Source organism: Paraburkholderia sp. 40, assembly GCF_050434105.1.
GTDB classification, from domain to species: domain Bacteria; phylum Pseudomonadota; class Gammaproteobacteria; order Burkholderiales; family Burkholderiaceae; genus Paraburkholderia; species Paraburkholderia tuberum.
Genome location: NZ_JBNPVY010000002.1, coordinates 2,284,309 through 2,302,109, shown reverse-complemented (window position 1 = coordinate 2,302,109; position 17,801 = coordinate 2,284,309). Strand labels below are relative to the sequence as shown.

At 68.2% G+C, this 17,801-nt stretch carries 18 protein-coding genes; 11 read left to right on the top strand and 7 right to left on the bottom strand.

Features of this window, described 5'->3' with window-relative positions; translation table 11 throughout:
- Positions 1 to 30: 30 nt before the first annotated feature.
- The 4 genes from OKW28_RS11885 to OKW28_RS11870 form a co-directional block, all read right to left on the bottom strand.
- The gene (locus OKW28_RS11885) at positions 31 to 1,134 is read right to left on the bottom strand and encodes a class 1 fructose-bisphosphatase (protein ID WP_429445710.1); all 1,104 of its coding nucleotides are present in this window, start codon (positions 1,132 to 1,134) and stop codon (positions 31 to 33) included.
- Positions 1,135 to 1,161: 27 nt separating this feature from the next.
- A complete protein-coding gene (gene cbbX, locus OKW28_RS11880) occupies positions 1,162 to 2,154 on the bottom strand; it encodes a CbbX protein (RefSeq protein WP_429445708.1) in 993 nt (330 codons plus the stop codon).
- A 51-nt stretch (positions 2,155 to 2,205) separates the two neighbouring features.
- Positions 2,206 to 2,634 carry a ribulose bisphosphate carboxylase small subunit gene (locus OKW28_RS11875; protein WP_429445706.1) on the bottom strand — a complete coding sequence of 143 codons (429 nt, stop codon included), beginning with the start codon at positions 2,632 to 2,634 and terminating at the stop codon, positions 2,206 to 2,208.
- 117 nt (positions 2,635 to 2,751) lie between these two features.
- Positions 2,752 to 4,251 (bottom strand): form I ribulose bisphosphate carboxylase large subunit, encoded by a 1,500-nt coding sequence (locus tag OKW28_RS11870; protein ID WP_429445703.1) that lies wholly within the window; start codon positions 4,249 to 4,251, stop codon positions 2,752 to 2,754.
- A gap of 488 nt (positions 4,252 to 4,739) precedes the next feature.
- Here OKW28_RS11870 and pqqA point away from each other — a divergent pair, with 488 nt between their 5' ends.
- The 3 genes from pqqA (at position 4,740) to OKW28_RS11855 (ending at position 6,290) form a co-directional block, all read left to right on the top strand.
- Entirely contained in the window at positions 4,740 to 4,814 is a 75-nt protein-coding gene (gene pqqA / locus OKW28_RS11865) for a pyrroloquinoline quinone precursor peptide PqqA (RefSeq protein ID WP_113062024.1), read from the top strand.
- Positions 4,815 to 4,919: 105 nt separating this feature from the next.
- The gene (locus tag OKW28_RS11860; RefSeq protein ID WP_018424590.1) at positions 4,920 to 5,519 is read left to right on the top strand and encodes a DUF447 domain-containing protein; all 600 of its coding nucleotides are present in this window, start codon (positions 4,920 to 4,922) and stop codon (positions 5,517 to 5,519) included.
- A 27-nt stretch (positions 5,520 to 5,546) separates the two neighbouring features.
- Positions 5,547 to 6,290: a (5-formylfuran-3-yl)methyl phosphate synthase gene (locus tag OKW28_RS11855; protein WP_429445701.1), complete on the top strand. Its 744-nt coding sequence runs from the start codon at positions 5,547 to 5,549 to the stop codon at positions 6,288 to 6,290.
- 7 nt (positions 6,291 to 6,297) lie between these two features.
- On the opposite strand, the gene OKW28_RS11850 is transcribed toward OKW28_RS11855, so the two are convergent.
- The 3 genes from OKW28_RS11850 to OKW28_RS11840 form a co-directional block, all read right to left on the bottom strand.
- Positions 6,298 to 6,888, bottom strand: a complete 591-nt coding sequence (locus OKW28_RS11850; RefSeq protein WP_018424588.1) for an aspartate/glutamate/uridylate kinase — start codon at positions 6,886 to 6,888, stop codon at positions 6,298 to 6,300.
- 166 nt (positions 6,889 to 7,054) lie between these two features.
- Positions 7,055 to 8,161 carry a hydantoinase/oxoprolinase family protein gene (locus tag OKW28_RS11845; RefSeq protein WP_429445699.1) on the bottom strand — a complete coding sequence of 369 codons (1,107 nt, stop codon included), beginning with the start codon at positions 8,159 to 8,161 and terminating at the stop codon, positions 7,055 to 7,057.
- Positions 8,158 to 9,201, bottom strand: a complete 1,044-nt coding sequence (locus tag OKW28_RS11840; RefSeq protein WP_429445697.1) for an ATP-grasp domain-containing protein — start codon at positions 9,199 to 9,201, stop codon at positions 8,158 to 8,160. Before OKW28_RS11840 ends, OKW28_RS11845 begins: the two co-directional genes overlap by 4 nt.
- Before the next feature lie 14 nt (positions 9,202 to 9,215).
- Here OKW28_RS11840 and OKW28_RS11835 point away from each other — a divergent pair, with 14 nt between their 5' ends.
- The 8 genes from OKW28_RS11835 to pqqB all read left to right on the top strand — a co-directional run bounded on the left by OKW28_RS11835 (position 9,216) and on the right by pqqB (position 17,773).
- On the top strand, positions 9,216 to 9,965 hold the full coding sequence (locus tag OKW28_RS11835) for a HisA/HisF-related TIM barrel protein (RefSeq protein WP_429445695.1): 750 nt from the start codon (positions 9,216 to 9,218) through the stop codon (positions 9,963 to 9,965).
- Between the two features lie 306 nt (positions 9,966 to 10,271).
- Entirely contained in the window at positions 10,272 to 11,660 is a 1,389-nt protein-coding gene (locus tag OKW28_RS11830) for a formylmethanofuran dehydrogenase (protein ID WP_429445693.1), read from the top strand.
- Complete coding sequence (locus OKW28_RS11825) at positions 11,657 to 13,351, top strand: formylmethanofuran dehydrogenase subunit A (RefSeq protein WP_429445691.1); 1,695 nt, start codon at positions 11,657 to 11,659, stop codon at positions 13,349 to 13,351. The genes OKW28_RS11830 and OKW28_RS11825 overlap by 4 nt, the downstream gene beginning before the upstream one ends.
- Before the next feature lie 10 nt (positions 13,352 to 13,361).
- Positions 13,362 to 14,333: a formylmethanofuran--tetrahydromethanopterin N-formyltransferase gene (gene fhcD / locus OKW28_RS11820; RefSeq protein ID WP_429445689.1), complete on the top strand. Its 972-nt coding sequence runs from the start codon at positions 13,362 to 13,364 to the stop codon at positions 14,331 to 14,333.
- Positions 14,330 to 15,166: a formylmethanofuran dehydrogenase subunit C gene (locus OKW28_RS11815; RefSeq protein WP_429445687.1), complete on the top strand. Its 837-nt coding sequence runs from the start codon at positions 14,330 to 14,332 to the stop codon at positions 15,164 to 15,166. Before fhcD ends, OKW28_RS11815 begins: the two co-directional genes overlap by 4 nt.
- Positions 15,167 to 15,246: 80 nt before the next feature.
- A complete protein-coding gene (locus OKW28_RS11810) occupies positions 15,247 to 15,831 on the top strand; it encodes a cytochrome b (protein WP_429445686.1) in 585 nt (194 codons plus the stop codon).
- A complete protein-coding gene (locus OKW28_RS11805) occupies positions 15,828 to 16,862 on the top strand; it encodes an alpha/beta fold hydrolase (protein WP_429445684.1) in 1,035 nt (344 codons plus the stop codon). Before OKW28_RS11810 ends, OKW28_RS11805 begins: the two co-directional genes overlap by 4 nt.
- Complete coding sequence (gene pqqB, locus OKW28_RS11800; protein WP_429445682.1) at positions 16,859 to 17,773, top strand: pyrroloquinoline quinone biosynthesis protein PqqB; 915 nt, start codon at positions 16,859 to 16,861, stop codon at positions 17,771 to 17,773. Before OKW28_RS11805 ends, pqqB begins: the two co-directional genes overlap by 4 nt.
- Positions 17,774 to 17,801: the final 28 nt, after the last annotated feature.

The following is a 17,801-nucleotide window of genomic DNA, read 5'->3' as shown; positions in this document are numbered from 1 at the left end:
CTGTGCGCTGAGCGCGCCGTCAGTCGCTGATCACGCCGTGAAATCCGGCAGGAACAACGAGCGCGTGCCGAACAGCGGCGACGTGAACGGCTTGTCCTCGCCGCGGTCGTATTCGCCGTGATAGCGCGCAATGCGCTCGACCTCGTTCTTCGAGCCGAGAATCACCGGCACGCGGCCATGCAGCGCGCGCGGCGCGACGTCGAGAATGCGTTCCCGGCCGGTGATTGCGAGGCCGCCCGCCTGCTCGACCAGGAAGCTCATCGGGTTCGCTTCGTAGAGCAGGCGCAGGCGTCCTTCCATCGCCGGCGTTTTCGAGTCGCGCGGATACATGAACACGCCGCCGCGCATCAGGATGCGATGCACTTCCGCGACCATCGACGCGATCCAGCGCATGTTGAAGTCGCGCGCGCGGCAACCGCTGCGGCCGTCCTTGCACTCCTGCACGTAGCGGCGCACGGGCGGCTCCCAGAAGCGCTCGTTCGATGCGTTGATCGCAAACTCGCCGGTTTCCTCCGGAATCCGGATGTTCGAATGCGTGAGCACGAAGTTGCCGATGTCGCGCTCCAGTGTGAAGCCATGCGTGCCATTGCCGACCGACAGCACCAGCATCGTCGACGGTCCATACACGGCATAGCCGGCCGCGACCTGTTCGCAGCCCGGCCGCAGGAACGCGGCTTCGCTGGTTGCATCCGCTGCCGGGTCGCGCGTGCGCAGCACCGAGAAGATCGAGCCGACCACGCCGTTGATGTCGATATTCGACGAGCCGTCGAGCGGATCGAACGCGAGCAGATACTCGCCGCGCGGATAGTCCGGCGGAATCGCGTAGACGTGCTCCATTTCCTCGGACACCATCGCGGCCAGCAAGCCGTCCCACTCGCATTGCTGCACGAAGATCTCGTTGGTCGAGACGTCGAGCTTCTTCTGTTGCTCGCCGTGCGTGTTGAGCGTTTGCGCGGAACCGTAGTTGCCGCCTAGCGCGCCCTTGGTCAGCATCGCCGAGATCGACTTGATGGCCGCCGCTACGTCGATCAGCAGCCCGGAGAGTCCAGCAGTGTCGCGCGTGTCGTCCGTACACGGCGGGCGATCGAGCGTGTCGATCAGGAACTTCGAAAGTGTCGTGCGTCCGTCCTGCATGGCGTTCTCCGTCGATGGTGTCGTGATTCAGCCCGGTGGCGCCGTGACGGCGCGCGCGGTGGAAGGCGATTGCGAGGACTGCGGCGGCTCGTCGAACACGCGGCTCGCGCGCACGTCGGCGGCATCGATCAGCGTCAGCGTGGCGGCGTCGATCGGCTCGCCGCCTTGCAAGGCGCTCGCGAACAGGCGGTTCGCCTGGCGCAGCCGCGCGCGATCGAGCGCGTTGCGCACCGAGCGCGCGTTGGCGAAATTCGGTTGGCGGATGCGGCGCGCCAGATAGTCGGCGAACGCGCGGCGCGACGCGGCATCGAAGCGGTAATGCATGGTGCCGAGCATCCGTTCGGCGATTTCGAGCAACTCCGTTTCCTCGTAATCGGGAAACGTAATGTGATGCGCGATGCGCGAGCGGAAACCCGGATTGCTCTCGAAGAACACTTCCATTCGCGACGCGTAGCCGGCCAGAATCACGACCAGGTCGCTGCGCTGGTTCTCCATCGTCTGCAACAGAATTTCGATCGCTTCCTGCCCGTAGTCGCGCTCGTTCTCCGGGCGATACAGGTAATACGCTTCGTCGATGAACAGCACGCCGCCCATCGCGCGCTTGAGCACATCGCGCGTTTTCGGCGCCGTGTGGCCGATGTACTGGCCGACCAGATCGTCGCGTGTGACCGACACCAGATGATTGCGGCGAATGTAGCCGAGCCGGTGCAACACTTCCGCCATGCGCAGCGCAACCGTCGTCTTGCCGGTGCCGGGGTTGCCGGAGAAGCACATATGCAGGGTCGGCGCGCCGCCCACGAGACCCAGCGAAGCCCGCGCGCGCTCGACCAGCAGATGCGCGGCGACCTCGCGAATGCGCGTTTTCACGGGCGCGAGCCCGACCAGATCGCGATCGAGTTCGCCGAGCACGTCGCCGATGCCCGAGTCGCGGTACAGCGCCGCGAGGTCGATGTGGGGCGCGGCGGCGTCGCTGTGCGCGGTGGACGCGGGCAGTGCGTCCACGATGGCGGCGTCTGTCATGGTTCCTCCTCGCTGCGGGTCGTCGTGTGCGTTGTTGCGCGATCAGCGGCGTCAGCCCGCCGCGCCGTAACGCTCGCCCGCTGGCCGGTCGCCCGCGTAGCCCGTCATGCTGTAGCGCTGCGTGCGCCCCTGCGCGTCCTGCCGCAACAGCCGGAAGCCCGGCTCCAGGTCCGGCCGGTTGACGATGAACGACAGGCGCATCGTCTCGAAGCTACGCACCGAATCGAACGCGTTGACCTTGATGTAGTGCTGCGGCCGCGCCTCGCGGCAAGCCCTGACCTCCTGCAACACGCCGGCCGCGTCGTGCAGGTCGAACATCGGCAGACCCCACATTTCCCAGTAGGTGTTGCGCGGATGCGGGTCGTCGGTGAATTCGACCGAACAGGCCCAGCCCTGGCGCAGCGCGTAGTCGATCTGCAAGCCGATTTCCTCGTCGGTCAGCTCGGGCAGAAAAGAAAACGTTCCTTGAGTAATACGCATGACGAACCTCGTGGATGGATGTCGCGTTCGGAACGGCGTCAACGGTGCCCCGCGCGGTGCCGTTGCACCGCGTTGCGGATGCGCTCGTGAGGCGCTCGCGGGAACAGCTCGGCGTTGCTAGGCCGCCGTCGGCGTGGCGGCGAAATCGGGCGTATCGGTCGATGCGTAGTTGAAGCTCACGTCGCGCCACGTATCGAGCGCCTGCTTGAGCGGCGTGCACCAGCGTGCGGCGGCTTCGAGCACGTCGGGCCCTTCGCGCAGAAGGTCGCGGCCCTCGTTACGCGCCTTCACCATCGCTTCGAGTGCGACGCGGTTCGCGGTCGCGCCGGCCTGGATGCCGGCCGGATGGCCGATCGTGCCACCGCCGAACTGCAGGATCGCGTCGTCGCCGAACAGCTCGAGCAGCTGATGCATCTGCCCCGCGTGAATCCCGCCCGAGGCGACCGGCATCACCTTGCGCAAGCCGGCCCACGGCTGGTCGAAGAAAATGCCGCGCGACAGATCGACCGCGTTGTGCGCGTCGCGGCACACGTTGTAGTAGCCCTGCACCGACAGCGGATCGCCTTCGAGCTTGCCGACCGCGGTGCCTGCATGCGCGTGATCGACGCCCGCCATGCGCAGCCATTTGGCGATCACGCGAAACGAGATGCCGTGGTTGCGTTGCCGCGTGTAGGTGCCATGCCCCGCGCGATGCAGATGCAGGATCATGTCGTGCCTGCGGGCCCAGCGCGACATCGACTGGATTGCGGTCCAGCCGATCACGAGGTCGATCATCACGATGCACGAGCCGAGCTCCTTCGCGAATTCGGCGCGCTCGTACATGTCCTCCATCGTGCCGGCCGTCACGTTCAGGTAGTGCCCTTTGAGCTCGCCAGTCTCCGCCTGGGCGCGGTTCACCGCCTCCATCGCGAACAGGAAGCGGTCGCGCCAGTGCATGAACGCCTGCGAGTTGATGTTCTCGTCGTCCTTCATGAAATCGAGGCCGCCGCGCAAGCCTTCGTAGACCACCCGTCCATAGTTTTTGCCCGACAGACCGAGCTTCGGCTTGACCGTGGCGCCGAGCAGCGGCCGACCATACTTGTCGAGCCGTTCGCGCTCGACGACGATGCCGGTCGGCGGCCCCTGAAACGTCTTCAGATACGCGACGGGGATGCGCATGTCTTCGAGCCGCAATGCCTTCAGCGGCTTGAAGCCGAACACGTTGCCGATGATCGACGCGGTCAGGTTCGCGACCGAGCCCTCTTCGAACAGATCGAGTTCATAAGCGATATACGCGAAGTACTGCGGCTCGTCGGCGCGAGACACCGGCACCGGCTCGACGCGATACGCCTTCGCGCGATACATGTCGCAGGCAGTGAGCCGGTCGGTCCACACCACCGTCCACGTCGCGGTCGACGATTCGCCGGCCACCGCGGCGGCCGCTTCCTCGGGTTCGACACCGGGTTGCGGCGTGATGCGAAACAGCGCGATCACGTCGGTGTCTTTCGGTTCGTAGTCCGGTTGCCAGTACCCCATCTCGCGGTATTTCATCACGCCCGCCGCGTACCGCTCGCGCGGATTGTGCGGATCGCGCGCTTGAGGTTCGGGCTGGATCGGCGGTTGACTGAAATCGTTCATGACGTGTCCTCGAAGGTGGCAAGCGCACTGCCGGAAGAACGAAGCGCTTGAGTTGCACTGTAGGCACGGACACGCCCAAGGTGAATTCACGATTTTATTTGGCAGACTTAACGGATCGGTTATCGCTACCACATCGTGGGGTTCTTTTTCGAGCCGTGCGACGCGAATGGGAGCAGAATGTGTTGGTGAGCGAGGCGGGCGCGGCGTGACAGCGCAATCGAATCAGGGAATCGCGATGGCACACTTTGCTTCGTTTTCGCCACACCGCGCGGCTCTTTGCGTCTTGCAACCCGCGCGAGCGCCACGGCGTGGCGCAATTCGCCGAGCGCGGTATTAGCCCTCGAACGAACGCACGCCCGCCTGACCGGCCGGTACCCGAACAGGCATAAAGCTTGCGTGATGCCGGCTGCCGTCGACACCGGGCATTACGCCGGGCCGGCGGCGCAACGCTGTTCCACCCGGTGTTTCAACCGAAGGAGAAAGCACGTATGCAATGGACGACTCCGAGCTACACCGACGTACGCCTCGGTTTTGAAATCGTGATGTATGTCGCTACGCGTTAAGCCCGCAACCGGGCCGCACGCCGCGGCCCCTTTGCGGTTCCCGTTTGTGTTTGACCTCTGCTGACGGCCGGCCTTCCGGCGCTGTCGGGACACGCGTTCCCAGCCATGATCCACGAAACGATCGTCACCACGGCAGCGTGCGATGGCCGTCCACACATCGCGCCGATGGGCGCGCGCTACGAGGGCGAGCGCATCATCCTCGCGCCTTTCCGCCCGTCGGTCACGCTCGACAACGTGATCGCGACGCGCGCGGCGGTGCTGAACTTCACCACCGACGTGCGTATCTTCGCGGGCTGCGTCACGCACTGCGCAACCGATTGGCCGACCGTGGCCGCGAGCCGCGTGCCGAGCGTACGTCTGGCCGAGTCGCTGGCCCACGCCGAGCTCGAACTCGACGAGCTGCGCGACGACGCCGAGCGCCCGGTGCTGGTGATGAAATGCGTGCACCGTGAAAACCACGCGCCGTTCGCGGGCTTCAATCGCGCGCAGTCGGCGGTCGTGGAAGGCGCGATTCTGGTGAGCCGGCTCTTCATGCTGCCGGCCGACAAGGTCGATCGAGAAATGGCGTATCTGCAGATCGCGATCGACAAAACCGCCGGCGACAACGAGCGCACCGCATGGAGCTGGCTCGTCGCCGCGATCGCGCGATATCGCGCGAGCCTCGAAGACGCGGCGCATCAGGCCGCCGCTTCGGCCCATCACTGAAAACCCTTTCCTCCGCGGAGAACCCCGATGACCGCATTGCTCGCGAGCGTCCGCTCGGCTGACGAAGCATTCGACGCCGCCCGCGCCGGCGCCGAGCTGATCGACCTGAAAGAGCCGGACGACGGCGCGCTCGGCGGCCTGTCGATCGGCGCCATCACGAACATCGCGCAACAACTTCGCGCGCGCTACCCGGTCAAGCCGATCAGCGCGGCGATCGGCGACGTGCCGGCCGACGCGTTCGACGAGATCGCCGCGCGCGTGATCGACGTCAGCGATGCCGGCGTCGACTATGTGAAGGTCGGCGTCGCGCGCGGACCGGCCGCGCGCCGCTGCATCGAGCAGCTCGCGAATCTGCCGGCTAGCGTCGTGCCGGTGCTGCTATGCGACGGCGGCATGGACGACGAACTGGTCAGCCACACCGCGGCGCTCGGCTTCGCCGGTCTGATGTTCGATACCGCGAGCAAGGACGGCGGCACGCTGTTCGATCACGTCGACGTCGACTCGCTCGCGCGCTGGTTGCGGCTCGCGCGTCAGCGCGGCGCGATGGCGGGCATCGCCGGTGCGCTCGGCTGGGCGCAACTGCCGCAGATCCGCGCGCTGGCGCCCGACGTGGCCGGTTTTCGCACCGCGCTGTGCGCCGACGGGCGCCGCTCGCGGCTCGACCCCGAGCGCGTCGCGCAATGGGCGAGCGCGTTGCATCGGCCGGCTGGAGAGATTCGCGTCGATGGCGGCGCGCCGTTGCCGGGCACGAGCAACGCGACGCGGCTGTAGCAGCCGATCACATCACCGGAATATTCAGCAAACGGTCGCGCATCAGCGCGACGTTGCTCTTGTCGAGCAATTCGACCACATAGTTCGCATCGTTCACGTAGTCGACGAACTTGCGGTCGATCACCCCCGACGCGGCCAGCGTTTCGAGCGGATCGTCGACGGCGATCGGACAGGATTTGACGACGACCAGCCGCTCCGCGTTGAGCATCGTCGATAGCCAGGCGGCGAGGCTGTCCGAGGTCGTGTCCCAGTTGCTCATCGCGTCGGGCGTATCACGCATCAGTGCGGTCGGCGCCCACACGGCGACATGACCGTCACGCAGGGTGCGGCGAATCTTCGCCTCGCTCGACGCGATCACCAGTTCGGGCGAAACGCCTTGCATCAGCAGCGCATATTGCGTCATCGCGAGCAGACACATGTTGTGCGCGGCCAGATCGTCGAAGTTCCACTCGCCCTGGTACTGGCGGACCTTGTCCGCGAAATCGCCGCCGCCGGGCACGATCACGACCCGTCCGCCGCCGACTTCGCATAGCTCACTGAGCCAGTGGCGCAGTGCCGGGTCGTGACTCAGGCTGCCTCCGATCTTGACCACCCACATGACTGTTGCCCTCGCGTCCAGTTGAGTGCCCGGCCGGGTCGCGTCGTTTCGCAACCTCGTTCATCACCGAACTTGTCCCGCTCGCCTTATCGTGTCCCCTGCCCCTGTTTGCGCTACTCGTGCGCCGGCGCGCCGCGTCCCCGGATTGCGCGCCGCGCCTCTCACCTCATGCCGCGCGCGCCGCGATACCACGCGCGCCGCGCCGTTGGGCGCCCGGCTCGCGCGCCGCGAGCAGCGCGACCGCCACGCTCGGCGCGCAGGTCGCTGCCCATGCCGCGCAAGCATCGGGCACGCCCGCCAGCGCGCCGAAGTCGATATAGCCGCGCGCCTCGTCGCGCGCCAATGCGGCGACGAGGAAGCGGCCGCAGCCGGCGCCCACCAGCGGCGCGGCCGCGAGCGCCGGCTGCGCGGCGACCACCCGCATCAGGTTCGCGCCGATTTCGCGCACCTGCAGCGCGCGCCAGCGCCGCGCAAAGTGCAGCCATTCGACGTCCGACGCATCGTGCGCGTCGTGCCCGATCATGCGCGCGAGCCGCGCGCGGCTCGCCGCCTGTGTCTTCGGCCCCTGGTCGGCGCTCGGCTGCACGTCGTGCAGCGGGTCCAGTTCGCCCGTCAGCCGGTAGACGTCGGCGGTCGTCGCAAACCATTCGTTCATCACGTTCAGCATGGCGCCGCCGAATTCGATCCGATGCGCGATGCCGCACAACGGCGTGCGCACGACGCCGTGATACACGAGTTCGCCGGTCGCGAGCCGGCCCGCATCGGTCGCGGCACGCGCGACGACGCGGCCGTCGACGATCGGAATGATGTCGGTGGTGGTGCTGCCGATGTCGATCAGCAGCGCGTTCGCCATGCAGGTAGCGACCCAGCTCGCGGTCGCGAGCCAGTTCGCCGACGCGACGTGACGCCAGCCGGCCGCGCAGTCGGCGGCGGCGAGCCAGCCGGCGTCGCCAGCGTAGAAACGCAGTGATGGACCGAGCCGCTGCGCGAGCGCGGCCACGATCGCGCGCACGCCTTCGGCGCGATCCGCGAACAGGTCGACCATCTCGCCGGTCATCGTCACCGCATGCTGCGCGGCGTCCGTGCGGGCCTGCGGCCAGCGCTCGAAGACGAGGTCGATCGCGCGGTGCAGATGGTCGAGCCCCTGCCAAAGCGGACACGGCCATTGCACGACGTCCAGCACGGCGCTGCCGTCGACGAGCGACACCTTCACGTGCGCGCCGCCGACGTCCCAGCCGAACCGCGCCGCCGGGTTCGAACGGGCCGGGCTCAAGGGCGCACCTCGCACGTCGGCGAATTGGCGCGCGCCGCGCCGCAGCGCTCGATGCGCACGCCATGCGCGGCCAGCAGCGCGCGCGTCAGGCCGCTGCCGCGCGCCGCCGACAGCCCCGCATAAGCGACCGTCAAACGCGGATTCACTTCGATCACGACCGGCCCGAGTTGCGGATGCCACACGACATCGATGCCGACGAAGCCGCGCAAACCCGGGATGGCCCGCGCGACGCGATGCGCGAGCGTGTCGAGCGCGCGGCCCATGTCGCTGTGCTGGTCGATCTGATCGACCAGCACGCCGTCGAACTCGACGATCCGCGCAACATCACCCGACGCGTCGCCGCCGCTCAGCCCGATCTGCTGACGGTTGATGCTGAGGAGCTTGGTAGCGTCGCCGCGGCAGATCAGCGACAGGCTCAACGGCTCGCCATCGACCCACGCCTGCAGCACCGGATTGCGCGCCGCCGCCGCGCGCGCCTCGTACTCGGCGCAGGCATCGGCGAAGCGCTCGTACACGATCGTGTCGAGGCCGCCCGCGCCGTCGTCCGGTTTGACCACCCACCGGCCGTCGTGCTGCGCTGCTGAGTCGCCGGGTTCTAGCGCCGGCGTCGTGGCAATGCCATGCGCCGCAAGACACGCCGCGGTCGCGCTCTTGCTCGACGCGACGCGGATCGCTTCCTTCGCGCAGCCGAGCCAGCGCGCAGTACCGACCGCATCGTGAAAGCGCAGCAGCAGCCCGTCGCATTCCGGCGCGACGACCCACGCGTAATCGTGCTCACGCGCCGCGCGCGCGACGAACGCCGTCATCGATTCGCCGGGCGCGGCCATACAATGGGCCTCGCCCGCCCCTGGCGTTTCGAAGCGCGAGGTCGCGAACGTGACCTGCACGCCGTCGAGTTCACGCAGAGCGCCGACCAGCGCGTCGCGCATCACGCGTCCTTCAACGATCAGCGCGCTCAAATCGGCGAGACTGCCCGGGCCGGCGAGCTGGGGGTCGATGCCGCCGCCAGTGAGATACTCGTAGACAAAGATTCTGGTCAAAGGAAAGCGCCCCTATGCAGGTGATACCTGTTCTCGATCTGCTCGACGGCCAGGTCGTACGCGCGGTGCGCGGCGAGCGGAGCGCCTATCGGCCCATCCAGTCCCGCCTCGTCGCGACGAGCGACCCACTTGCCACCGCCCGCGCGCTGCTCGAAGCCAGCGGCGCGCGCACGCTCTATATCGCCGATCTCGGCGCCATCCTGCAGCGCGGCGCGCATGCTTCGACGCTCGCCGCATTGCGGGCCGCGCTGCCCGGCATCGAACTGTGGCTCGACGCGGGTTTCGCGGACTACGCCTCGATGCGCGCGCTATTCGAGCGCATCGACCACGCCATCGATCAACACGACAGCCCTGCTGCCGCTTCCCATCTCGCGACTCTCGTGCCTGTCTTCGGCTCGGAGACGCTGCGCGATATCCACGCACTGCACGCGGCTCAGCGCGCCGGCCTCGCGCCGATCCTGTCGCTCGATCAGCGGGCCGGCGAACTGCTCGCCGCGGCCGCGCTCGACCGCTCGTCGGCGTGGTGGCCGCCGCGCGTGATCGCGATGACGCTCGACCAGGTCGGCAGCTACGCCGGCCCCGATCTCGCGACGTTCGAGCACGTGCGCGCGCAAGCCGCCGCGCACACCACGCTGATCGGCGCGGGCGGCATCCGCAATCGCGACGATCTGGCCGCCGCGGCCCGCACCGGCGCAAGCGCCTGGCTGGTGGCGTCCGCGCTGCACGATCGACAGATCGACTACGCGCATTCCGATTCCGCGTAGGCCTTCCATACAATTTCCATGCCACGCGTTCCGACAGCGCTGTCGGTAAACGCAACGCAAGCCGGACTGTTCGCGTGTGACACTCTGCTTGACACTCTGCTCCAGAACGGCACACATTTTGTATGGCGCAGCGGGCCTTTGACGCCGCGCGACGACGCAGGATCAGGCACGCTTGCCGCAGGGACCCCGCGCAGGTTCATCCGCTGAATGCAAAGCAGTGCGCCCGTAGGCGCGGCCCGCTTCAACGCGGCGCTTGCCCGCCGAGGCGTGTCGAAAGATCGGCATGGAGTTTGCTAAACCTGCCCCATGCATAGCCCCTCCATCGATCCATCGACCCCCAGCCCGAGCGCAACGCGCGCCGCGGCGCTCACACGCGACTGGATCTGTCCGTTCTGCCCTCTGCTGTGCGACGACCTGGTCGCCGCTGCCCACGACGACGGCACGCTCGATGTGCCGGACACCGAATGTTCGCGGCTCGCTCACGCGCTCGCGCAGTACGGCGTGACGGACGCGCAATGCGCTTGCACCGTCGATGGCAACGAAGTGGACAAGGATGCCGCGCTGGCCAGCGCCGCGCAGTTGCTCGCGAACGCGCGCCGCCCGCTATTCGGCGGACTCGCCACCGACGTCGCCGGCATCCGCGCGCTGTATCCGCTTGCCGCCGCCTGCGGCGCGATCCTCGATCATCTGCACGGCGATGCGCTGACGCCCGCGACGCTCGCTTTGCAAGACCGCGGCTCGTTCTTTACGACGCTCTCCGAAGTGCGCGCCCGCGCCGACCTGCTGGTGTTCTTCGGCTGTCAGCCGTCGCGGCGCTATCCGCGCTTTTTCACGCGCGCGCTGGCGGGCACCGAACTCGCGCGCGAGCTGGTCGAGCTGGTCTTCGTCGGCTGCGAAGCGGACCCGGCCGCAGCCGGCTTCGCGCAAACGCGTATCGACACGCTGCTGCCGGACACCGATCCGTACGACACGCTCGCGCTGTGGTCAGCGCTCGCGGAAGGACGCGACGCCGCCGCGCTGAGCCACGGCGATGGCAGCGCAGCCAACGTGGCAACCGCGCTCGCGTCGTTGCACGCACGCATCGCCGGCGCGCGCTATACGGTGGTCGTCTACGAACCGGCCGCACTGCCCGCGCCGCACGCGGCGCTGCTGATCGAAGCGCTGAACCGGATCGTGAAGGCCGTGAATCGCACGACGCGCGCGGCATGTCTCGCGCTCGGCGGCGACGACGGCGCGTTGACGGTCAATCAGACCGTCACGTGGCTGTCCGGCTTGCCGCTACGCACGCGCGTGTCGATGCCGGCGCGCGCCGCGGGCACCGTGCCGCTCGATCACGATCCGTACCGCTATCGGACGGCTCGGCTGCTCGCCGAACGCGAAGTCGATGCGCTGCTGTGGATCGCGGGCTTCGCGCCGCACGCGTGGCCCGCGTCGCTCGATCCCGCGCTTCCCCTGATCGTGCTCGGTCATCCGGCGCTCGCCGATGCCGCCAGGGCACGCGGCGCGAACACCGTGTTCGTGCCGGTCGCGACACCGGGCGTCGATAGCGGCGGGCATCTGTTTCGCATCGACGGCACGGTCGTGATGCCGCTCACCGCCGCGCGTGGTGCCGCGCTGGAGTCGGTGGCGTCGATTGCCGCGAAGTTGAGCGGGCGATTGAGCGAACGCTCGAGTACGCGCGAGGATCAGCCATGACTCTCGTCCGGCTCAAGGGCGGCACGTTGTTCGACCCGATCCACAACGTCAACGGCGAGCGCCGCGACCTGACGTTCCGCGACGGCCGCATCGTCGACGTGCCCGCCACCACGCCCGTCGATCGTGAATACGACGCGACCGGCATGATCGTGATGGCGGGCGGCATCGACCTGCATTCGCATATCGGCGGCGGCAAGACCAATCTGTCGCGCCTGCTGCTGCCCGAGGACCATCGCGCCGATGCGCCGCGCGAGGCCGCCTACGAAGCCGCGCGCGACGGCAACGGCCGCTACCTGCGCCTGCCGTCGTGCGGCGTCTGCACGCCGGGCACGCTCGCGACCGGCTACCGCTACGCCGAAATGGGCTACACGGCCGCGTTCGAGCCGGCGATGATGCCGTCCAACGCGCGCCACACGCACCTCGAAATGGGCGACACGCCGATCATCGATCACGGCGCGTACGTGATGCTCGGCAACGACGAGCTGTTCCTGCGGATGCTCGCCGCGCGCGACGACTTCGAACGTCTGCGCGATTACGTCGGCTGGACGATCGACGCGAGCAAGGCGCTCGGCGTCAAGGTGGTGAATCCCGGCGGCATCTCGGCGTTCAAGTTCAATCAGCGCTCGCTAAACGTCGACGAGCCGCACGCGCACTACGGCATCACGCCGCGGGACGTGCTGCGCACGCTGACGCGCGCGCTGACCGAGCTGCGCGTGCCGCATCCGCTGCACGTGCACACGAGCAACCTCGGCGTGCCCGGCAACCTCGCCTCGACCATCGCGACGATGGACGCCGCCGACGGCCTGCCGATCCATCTGACGCATATTCAGTTTCACAGCTATGGCACCGAGGGTTCGCGCAAGTTTTCGTCGGGCGCGCGGCAGATTGCCGAGGCCGTGAACGCGCGGCCGAACGTGTCGATCGACGTCGGCCAGATCATCTTCGGACAGACCGTCACGGCCTCCGGTGACACGATGATGCAGTTCCGCAACGCGCCGCTCGCGCGGCCGCACAAGTGGGTGGTGGGCGATATCGAGTGCGACGCGGGTTGCGGCGTGCTGCCGTTCCGTTATCGCGAACAGAGCTACGTGAACGCACTGCAATGGATCATCGGCCTCGAAATCTTCCTGCTCGTCGACGACCCGTGGCGCGTCGCGATGACCACCGATCATCCGAACGGCGGACCGTTCACGAGCTATCCGCATCTGATTCGCCTGCTGATGGACAAGCCGTTTCGCGATGAGCAGCTTGCGAAGCTGCATCCCGAAGCGCAGGTCGCCAGCGCGCTGCCGGAACTCAAACGCGAATTCTCGCTGTACGAGATCGCGATCATCACGCGCGCCGGTCCCGCGCGGCTGCTCGGTCTGCGCGATCGCGGCCATCTCGGCGCGGGCGCGGCGGCGGACATCGCCGTCTATCGCGACGAGCCGGACCGCGAGCGGATGTTCACGTCGCCGGCCTATGTGTTCAAGGACGGCGAACTGGTCGCGCGCGACGGCACGCTGGTCGCGACGCCGACGGGCGGCATCCATTTCATCGCGCCGCAATTCGATCGCGGCATCGAGACAACGCTGCGCGCGTATAGCGACGCGAACCTCGCGAGCAACTTCGTGCACGCCGCGATCAGCGACGACGAAGCCTGCCGCTGCTGCCGCGGCGGACGGCTATTGCCCGTCGAATGTCTAACCTGACGCGTCCACGATGAACGCTCCCGCCCCGCTCGACATCAACGGCACCGCGATCGACGCGACCTTCGCCGAAGCCTTTCCGATGAAGGCGACCCGGCTCGTGATCACCGCGCACACGCCGACGTGGGCGATGCACGCGGCGAACTCGCTGGCGGGCTTCGCGACCTCGGTGATCGGTTGCGGCTGCGAGGCGGGCGTCGAGCGTGCGCTCGCGCCCGCTGCCACGCCCGACGGCCGGCCCGGCGTCGCGGTGCTGTTGTTCGCGGTGTCGTCGAAGGAGCTCGCGAAGCAGATCGGGCGGCGCGTCGGACAGTGCGTGCTCACCTGTCCGAGCACGGCCGTCTACGGCGGCATCGATCCGGCCACGAGCCGCGCGCCGCTGTCCGACCCGGCGCCGCTTGGCAGCGGGCTGCGCTTTTTCGGCGACGGCTGGCAGATCGCGAAGATGATCGACGCGGGGAACGGACCCACGCGGTACTGGCGCGTGCCGGTGATGGACGGCGAGTTCGTCTGCGAAGACACGGCGGCGACGGTCAAGGCCGTCGGCGGCGGCAACCTGCTGCTGCTCGCGCGCGACCTGGGCGCCGCGCTCGCGGCCGCCGAAGCCGCGGTCGACGCGATGCGCCGGCTGCCGAACGTGATCATGCCGTTTCCCGGCGGCATCGTGCGCTCGGGCTCGAAGATCGGCTCGAAGTATGCGGGCGCGACCGCGTCGACCAACGACGCGTTCTGCCCGAGCCTGATCGGCCTCGCGCGGCGCAGCGAGTTGAGCGCGGACGTTGGCTGCGTGCTGGAGATCGTCATCGACGGTCTGACCGACGCCGACGTCGGCGCGGCGATGACGGCCGGTATCGGCGCGGCCGCCGGACTCGGCCGCGCGGCCGGCGTGCTGCGCATTTCGGCGGGCAACTACGGCGGCAAGCTCGGGCCGTACCACTTTCATCTGCACGAACTGGCGGCGGGGCTCAACGGGAGTCACGCATGAGCACGACCACGTTGCGCGTGAAGACACCACCCGGCTTTCGCGTCGATGCCGCAGCGCTGTCACCCTCGGCGCTGGCCAGCATGAGCGTGGCCGAGATCGAGCGCATCGTGCTGCCGGCCGGCAACGAGCGCTGCGTGGTCGGCGACGTCTTCGAGGTTTCGCGCGACGACGCGCCTGCGTCCGGCGACGACATGGCCACGCTGCTGATCGACGACGCCGCGCGGTGGCTCGACCGGCTCGGCGCGCAGATGGATGGCGGACGGCTCGTCGCGCGCGGCTCGGTCGGCGACTACAGCGGCTTCAGAATGAGCGGCGGCTTGCTTGAAATCGACGGCGACGCGGGGCACTTCACCGGCTGCGAAATGCGCGGCGGACGCGTGACGGTGCGCGGCGACAGCGGCGACTTCGCCGCCGGCGCACTGACGGGCGATATGGAAGGCATGAGCGGCGGCACGCTGACGATCCACGGCAACGCGGGCGCGCGGCTCGCCGACCGGATGCGCCGCGGCCTCGTGCTGGTCGGCGGCAACGCGGGCGACTTCGCGGCGTCGCGGCTGGTGGCGGGGACCGTCGGCGTGGCGGGGCAACTGGGCGCGCATTATGCCTATGCAATGAGGCGTGGCACGCTGCTGCTCGCGCAACGGCCAGAGCCACTGCCGCCCCCTACTTTCACCGGCGGCGGACACGGTTTCGACGTATTCTGGTCATTGCTCATACGCAGTCTCGCGGCCGAAATCGCGCCGTTTTCGCAGTGGCGCGCGGACCGTCTGCCGGTCCGCTTCACGGGCGACCTCGCGGTCGACGGCCGCGGTGAAATACTGATCGTCGGCTGACGCAGCGCTATGTCAGCCAGGACTGAAACGGTGTTCGGCAAAAAGAAACGTCCCGCAACGATGTTGCATGGAGACAGGGCATGACGACAGCGGATTCTGCAAACGCGAAGCCTGATATCGACGTCAACGCAAATGCCAGCGCCGGCGGCCCGCGCTATGCCGGGCTGCTGATCGCGCTGCACTGGCTGATCGCGCTCGGCATCGTCGGGCTGCTCGCACTCGGGCTTTATATGGTCGGCTTGCCGAAGGGCTTGCCCGTCAAGGCGACGTTGATCAATCTGCACAAGTCGCTCGGACTGACGGTTTTCCTGCTGGTGCTTTTGCGCATCGGCGCGCGGATGGTCCTTCACCGGCCTCCGCTGCCGCCGATGCCACCGTGGCAACGCGCCGCCGCGCGCACTACGCAGGGTCTTTTATATGTCGGCATGGTGGCGATGCCCCTTGCCGGGTATCTCGGCTCGTCGTTCAACACCTACGGCACGCGCTTCTGGGGCATCCTGCTGCCGAAGTGGGGCTGGGACGACGCGCATCTGCGCGCGCTGTTCTTCGGCCTTCACCACGCCATCGGCTTCGCGCTGATCGTGCTGATCGTGCTGCACGTGGCGGGCGCGTTCAAGCATCAGTGGATCGATCGCGACAACCTGCTCGCGAGGATGCTGCCATGACGATGCGAAGCTTATCGCGCCACACGCAGGCGGCCGCCGCACTCGAAGTCCATACGCTGCGCACGCGCGACGGCCATCGCGTGTGGTACGCGCTCGCCGGCGCGCGCGACGGCGTGCCGGTCGCGGTGCTGCACGGCGGCCCGGGCAGCGGCAGTCAGCCCGGCGTGCTGCGGCTGTTCGATCTGCAGCGCTTTCGCGTCGTGCTGATCGACCAGCGCGGCACCGGTGCGTCGACGCCGCTCGGCGGCGTGCGCCACAACCGCACCGACTATCTGATCGCCGATCTCGAAGCGATTCGCGCGCGGCTCGGCTTCGCGCGCTGGGGCGTGCTCGGCGGATCGTGGGGCGCGGCGCTCGCGCTCGCGTATGCGGGGCGGTGTCCGCGGTCGGTGACGGGCGTCGTGCTGCGCGGCCTGTTCCTGACGTCCGCGCGCGAAGTGCGCGGTTTGTTCATCGGGTCACGCAAGCGTGCGCCGCGTGCGTGGTCGAGACTGCGTGCCGCTGCTCGCTGCGAGCAGCCCGCGACACTGGCCGCGCGTTGCGGCGACACCTTGCAATACGGCGCGAATGAAGCGCGGCAACGCGCGCTCGCGCTGGCCTGGCGCGGCTATGAAAACGCGGTGCTCGCGAGCGCATCGCCGCGAGGCGCCGCACAACGACGTGCGACCCTGCGAAACCCACGCGAATCCCAACGCCACGCGCGCAAGCTGATCGGCAAATACCGGATTCAGGCGCACTACCTCGCGCATCGCTGCTGGCTCGGCGAGACGCGTTTGCTGTCGCTCGCGCGCCGCGCGGCGGCGGCTGGGGTATCGATTGCGGCCGTGCATGGTGGGCGCGATCCGGTGTGTCCGCGCGGCAATCTGCGACGTCTGTCGCGCGCGGTTCCGTCGGCGCGCGTCGAGTCTGTCAGCGCGGCGGGTCATCTGGCGAGCACTCCCGCGCTGCATGCATGCGTCGCGCAGGCGCTCACCGCGATGTTCACTCCCACCGTCGAAGAGGGGCGCAGCAGCATGCGTCGCGCGGCATGAAGATCAAGGTACTCGGCTCGTCGGCGGGCGGCGGCTTTCCGCAGTGGAACTGCAATTGCCGCAATTGCGACGGAGTGCGTCGCGGCACGGTGAAGGCGACGCGCCGCACGCAGTCGTCGATCGCGGTCAGCGCGAACGGCGAGGACTGGCTGCTCGTCAATGCATCGCCCGATCTGCTCGCGCAGATCGCCGCGCATCCCGAACTTCAACCAGCGCGGCGCGCGCGCGACAGCGGCATCGCCGCGGTGCTCGTGATCGACGCGCAGATCGACCACGTGACCGGCCTATTGATGCTGCGCGAACGCGACACCCCGCTGCCGCTATACGCGACCGATGCGGTCTGGCAAGACCTCCGCTCCGGCTTTCCGGTCGCGCCGATCCTGTCGCACTACTGCGGAGTCGAGCACCGCCGTATCGCGCTCGACGGCGCGCCGCTCGCCGTCGACGCGCTGCCCGGCATCCGCATCGACGCGCTGCCGCTGTCGAGCAAGGCGCCGCCGTACTCGCCGCATCGCAATGCGCCGGAGCGCGGCGACAACATCGGACTCGTGCTGACGAACCTGCAATCGGGCCGGCGCTTGTTCTACGCGCCGGGGCTCGGCGCGATCGAGCCGCACGTGCTGGCGGCGATGCGCGAGGCCGATCTGCTACTCGTCGACGGCACGCTGTGGACCGGCGACGAAATGATCCGCCTCGGCCTGTCGAAGAAGACCTCGGCGGATATGGGCCATCTGCCGCAGAGCGGCGCGGGCGGCATGATCGAAACGCTCGATTCGCTCGGCGCGAAACGCAAAGTGCTGATCCATATCAACAACACGAATCCGATCCTGATCGAAGACGGCCCCGAGCGGCGCATGCTAGGCGAGCATGGCATCGAGGTCGCGTACGACGGAATGAGCTTCGAGCTTTGAGGCGCGCAGTGAAGAGTACGGAGCGATG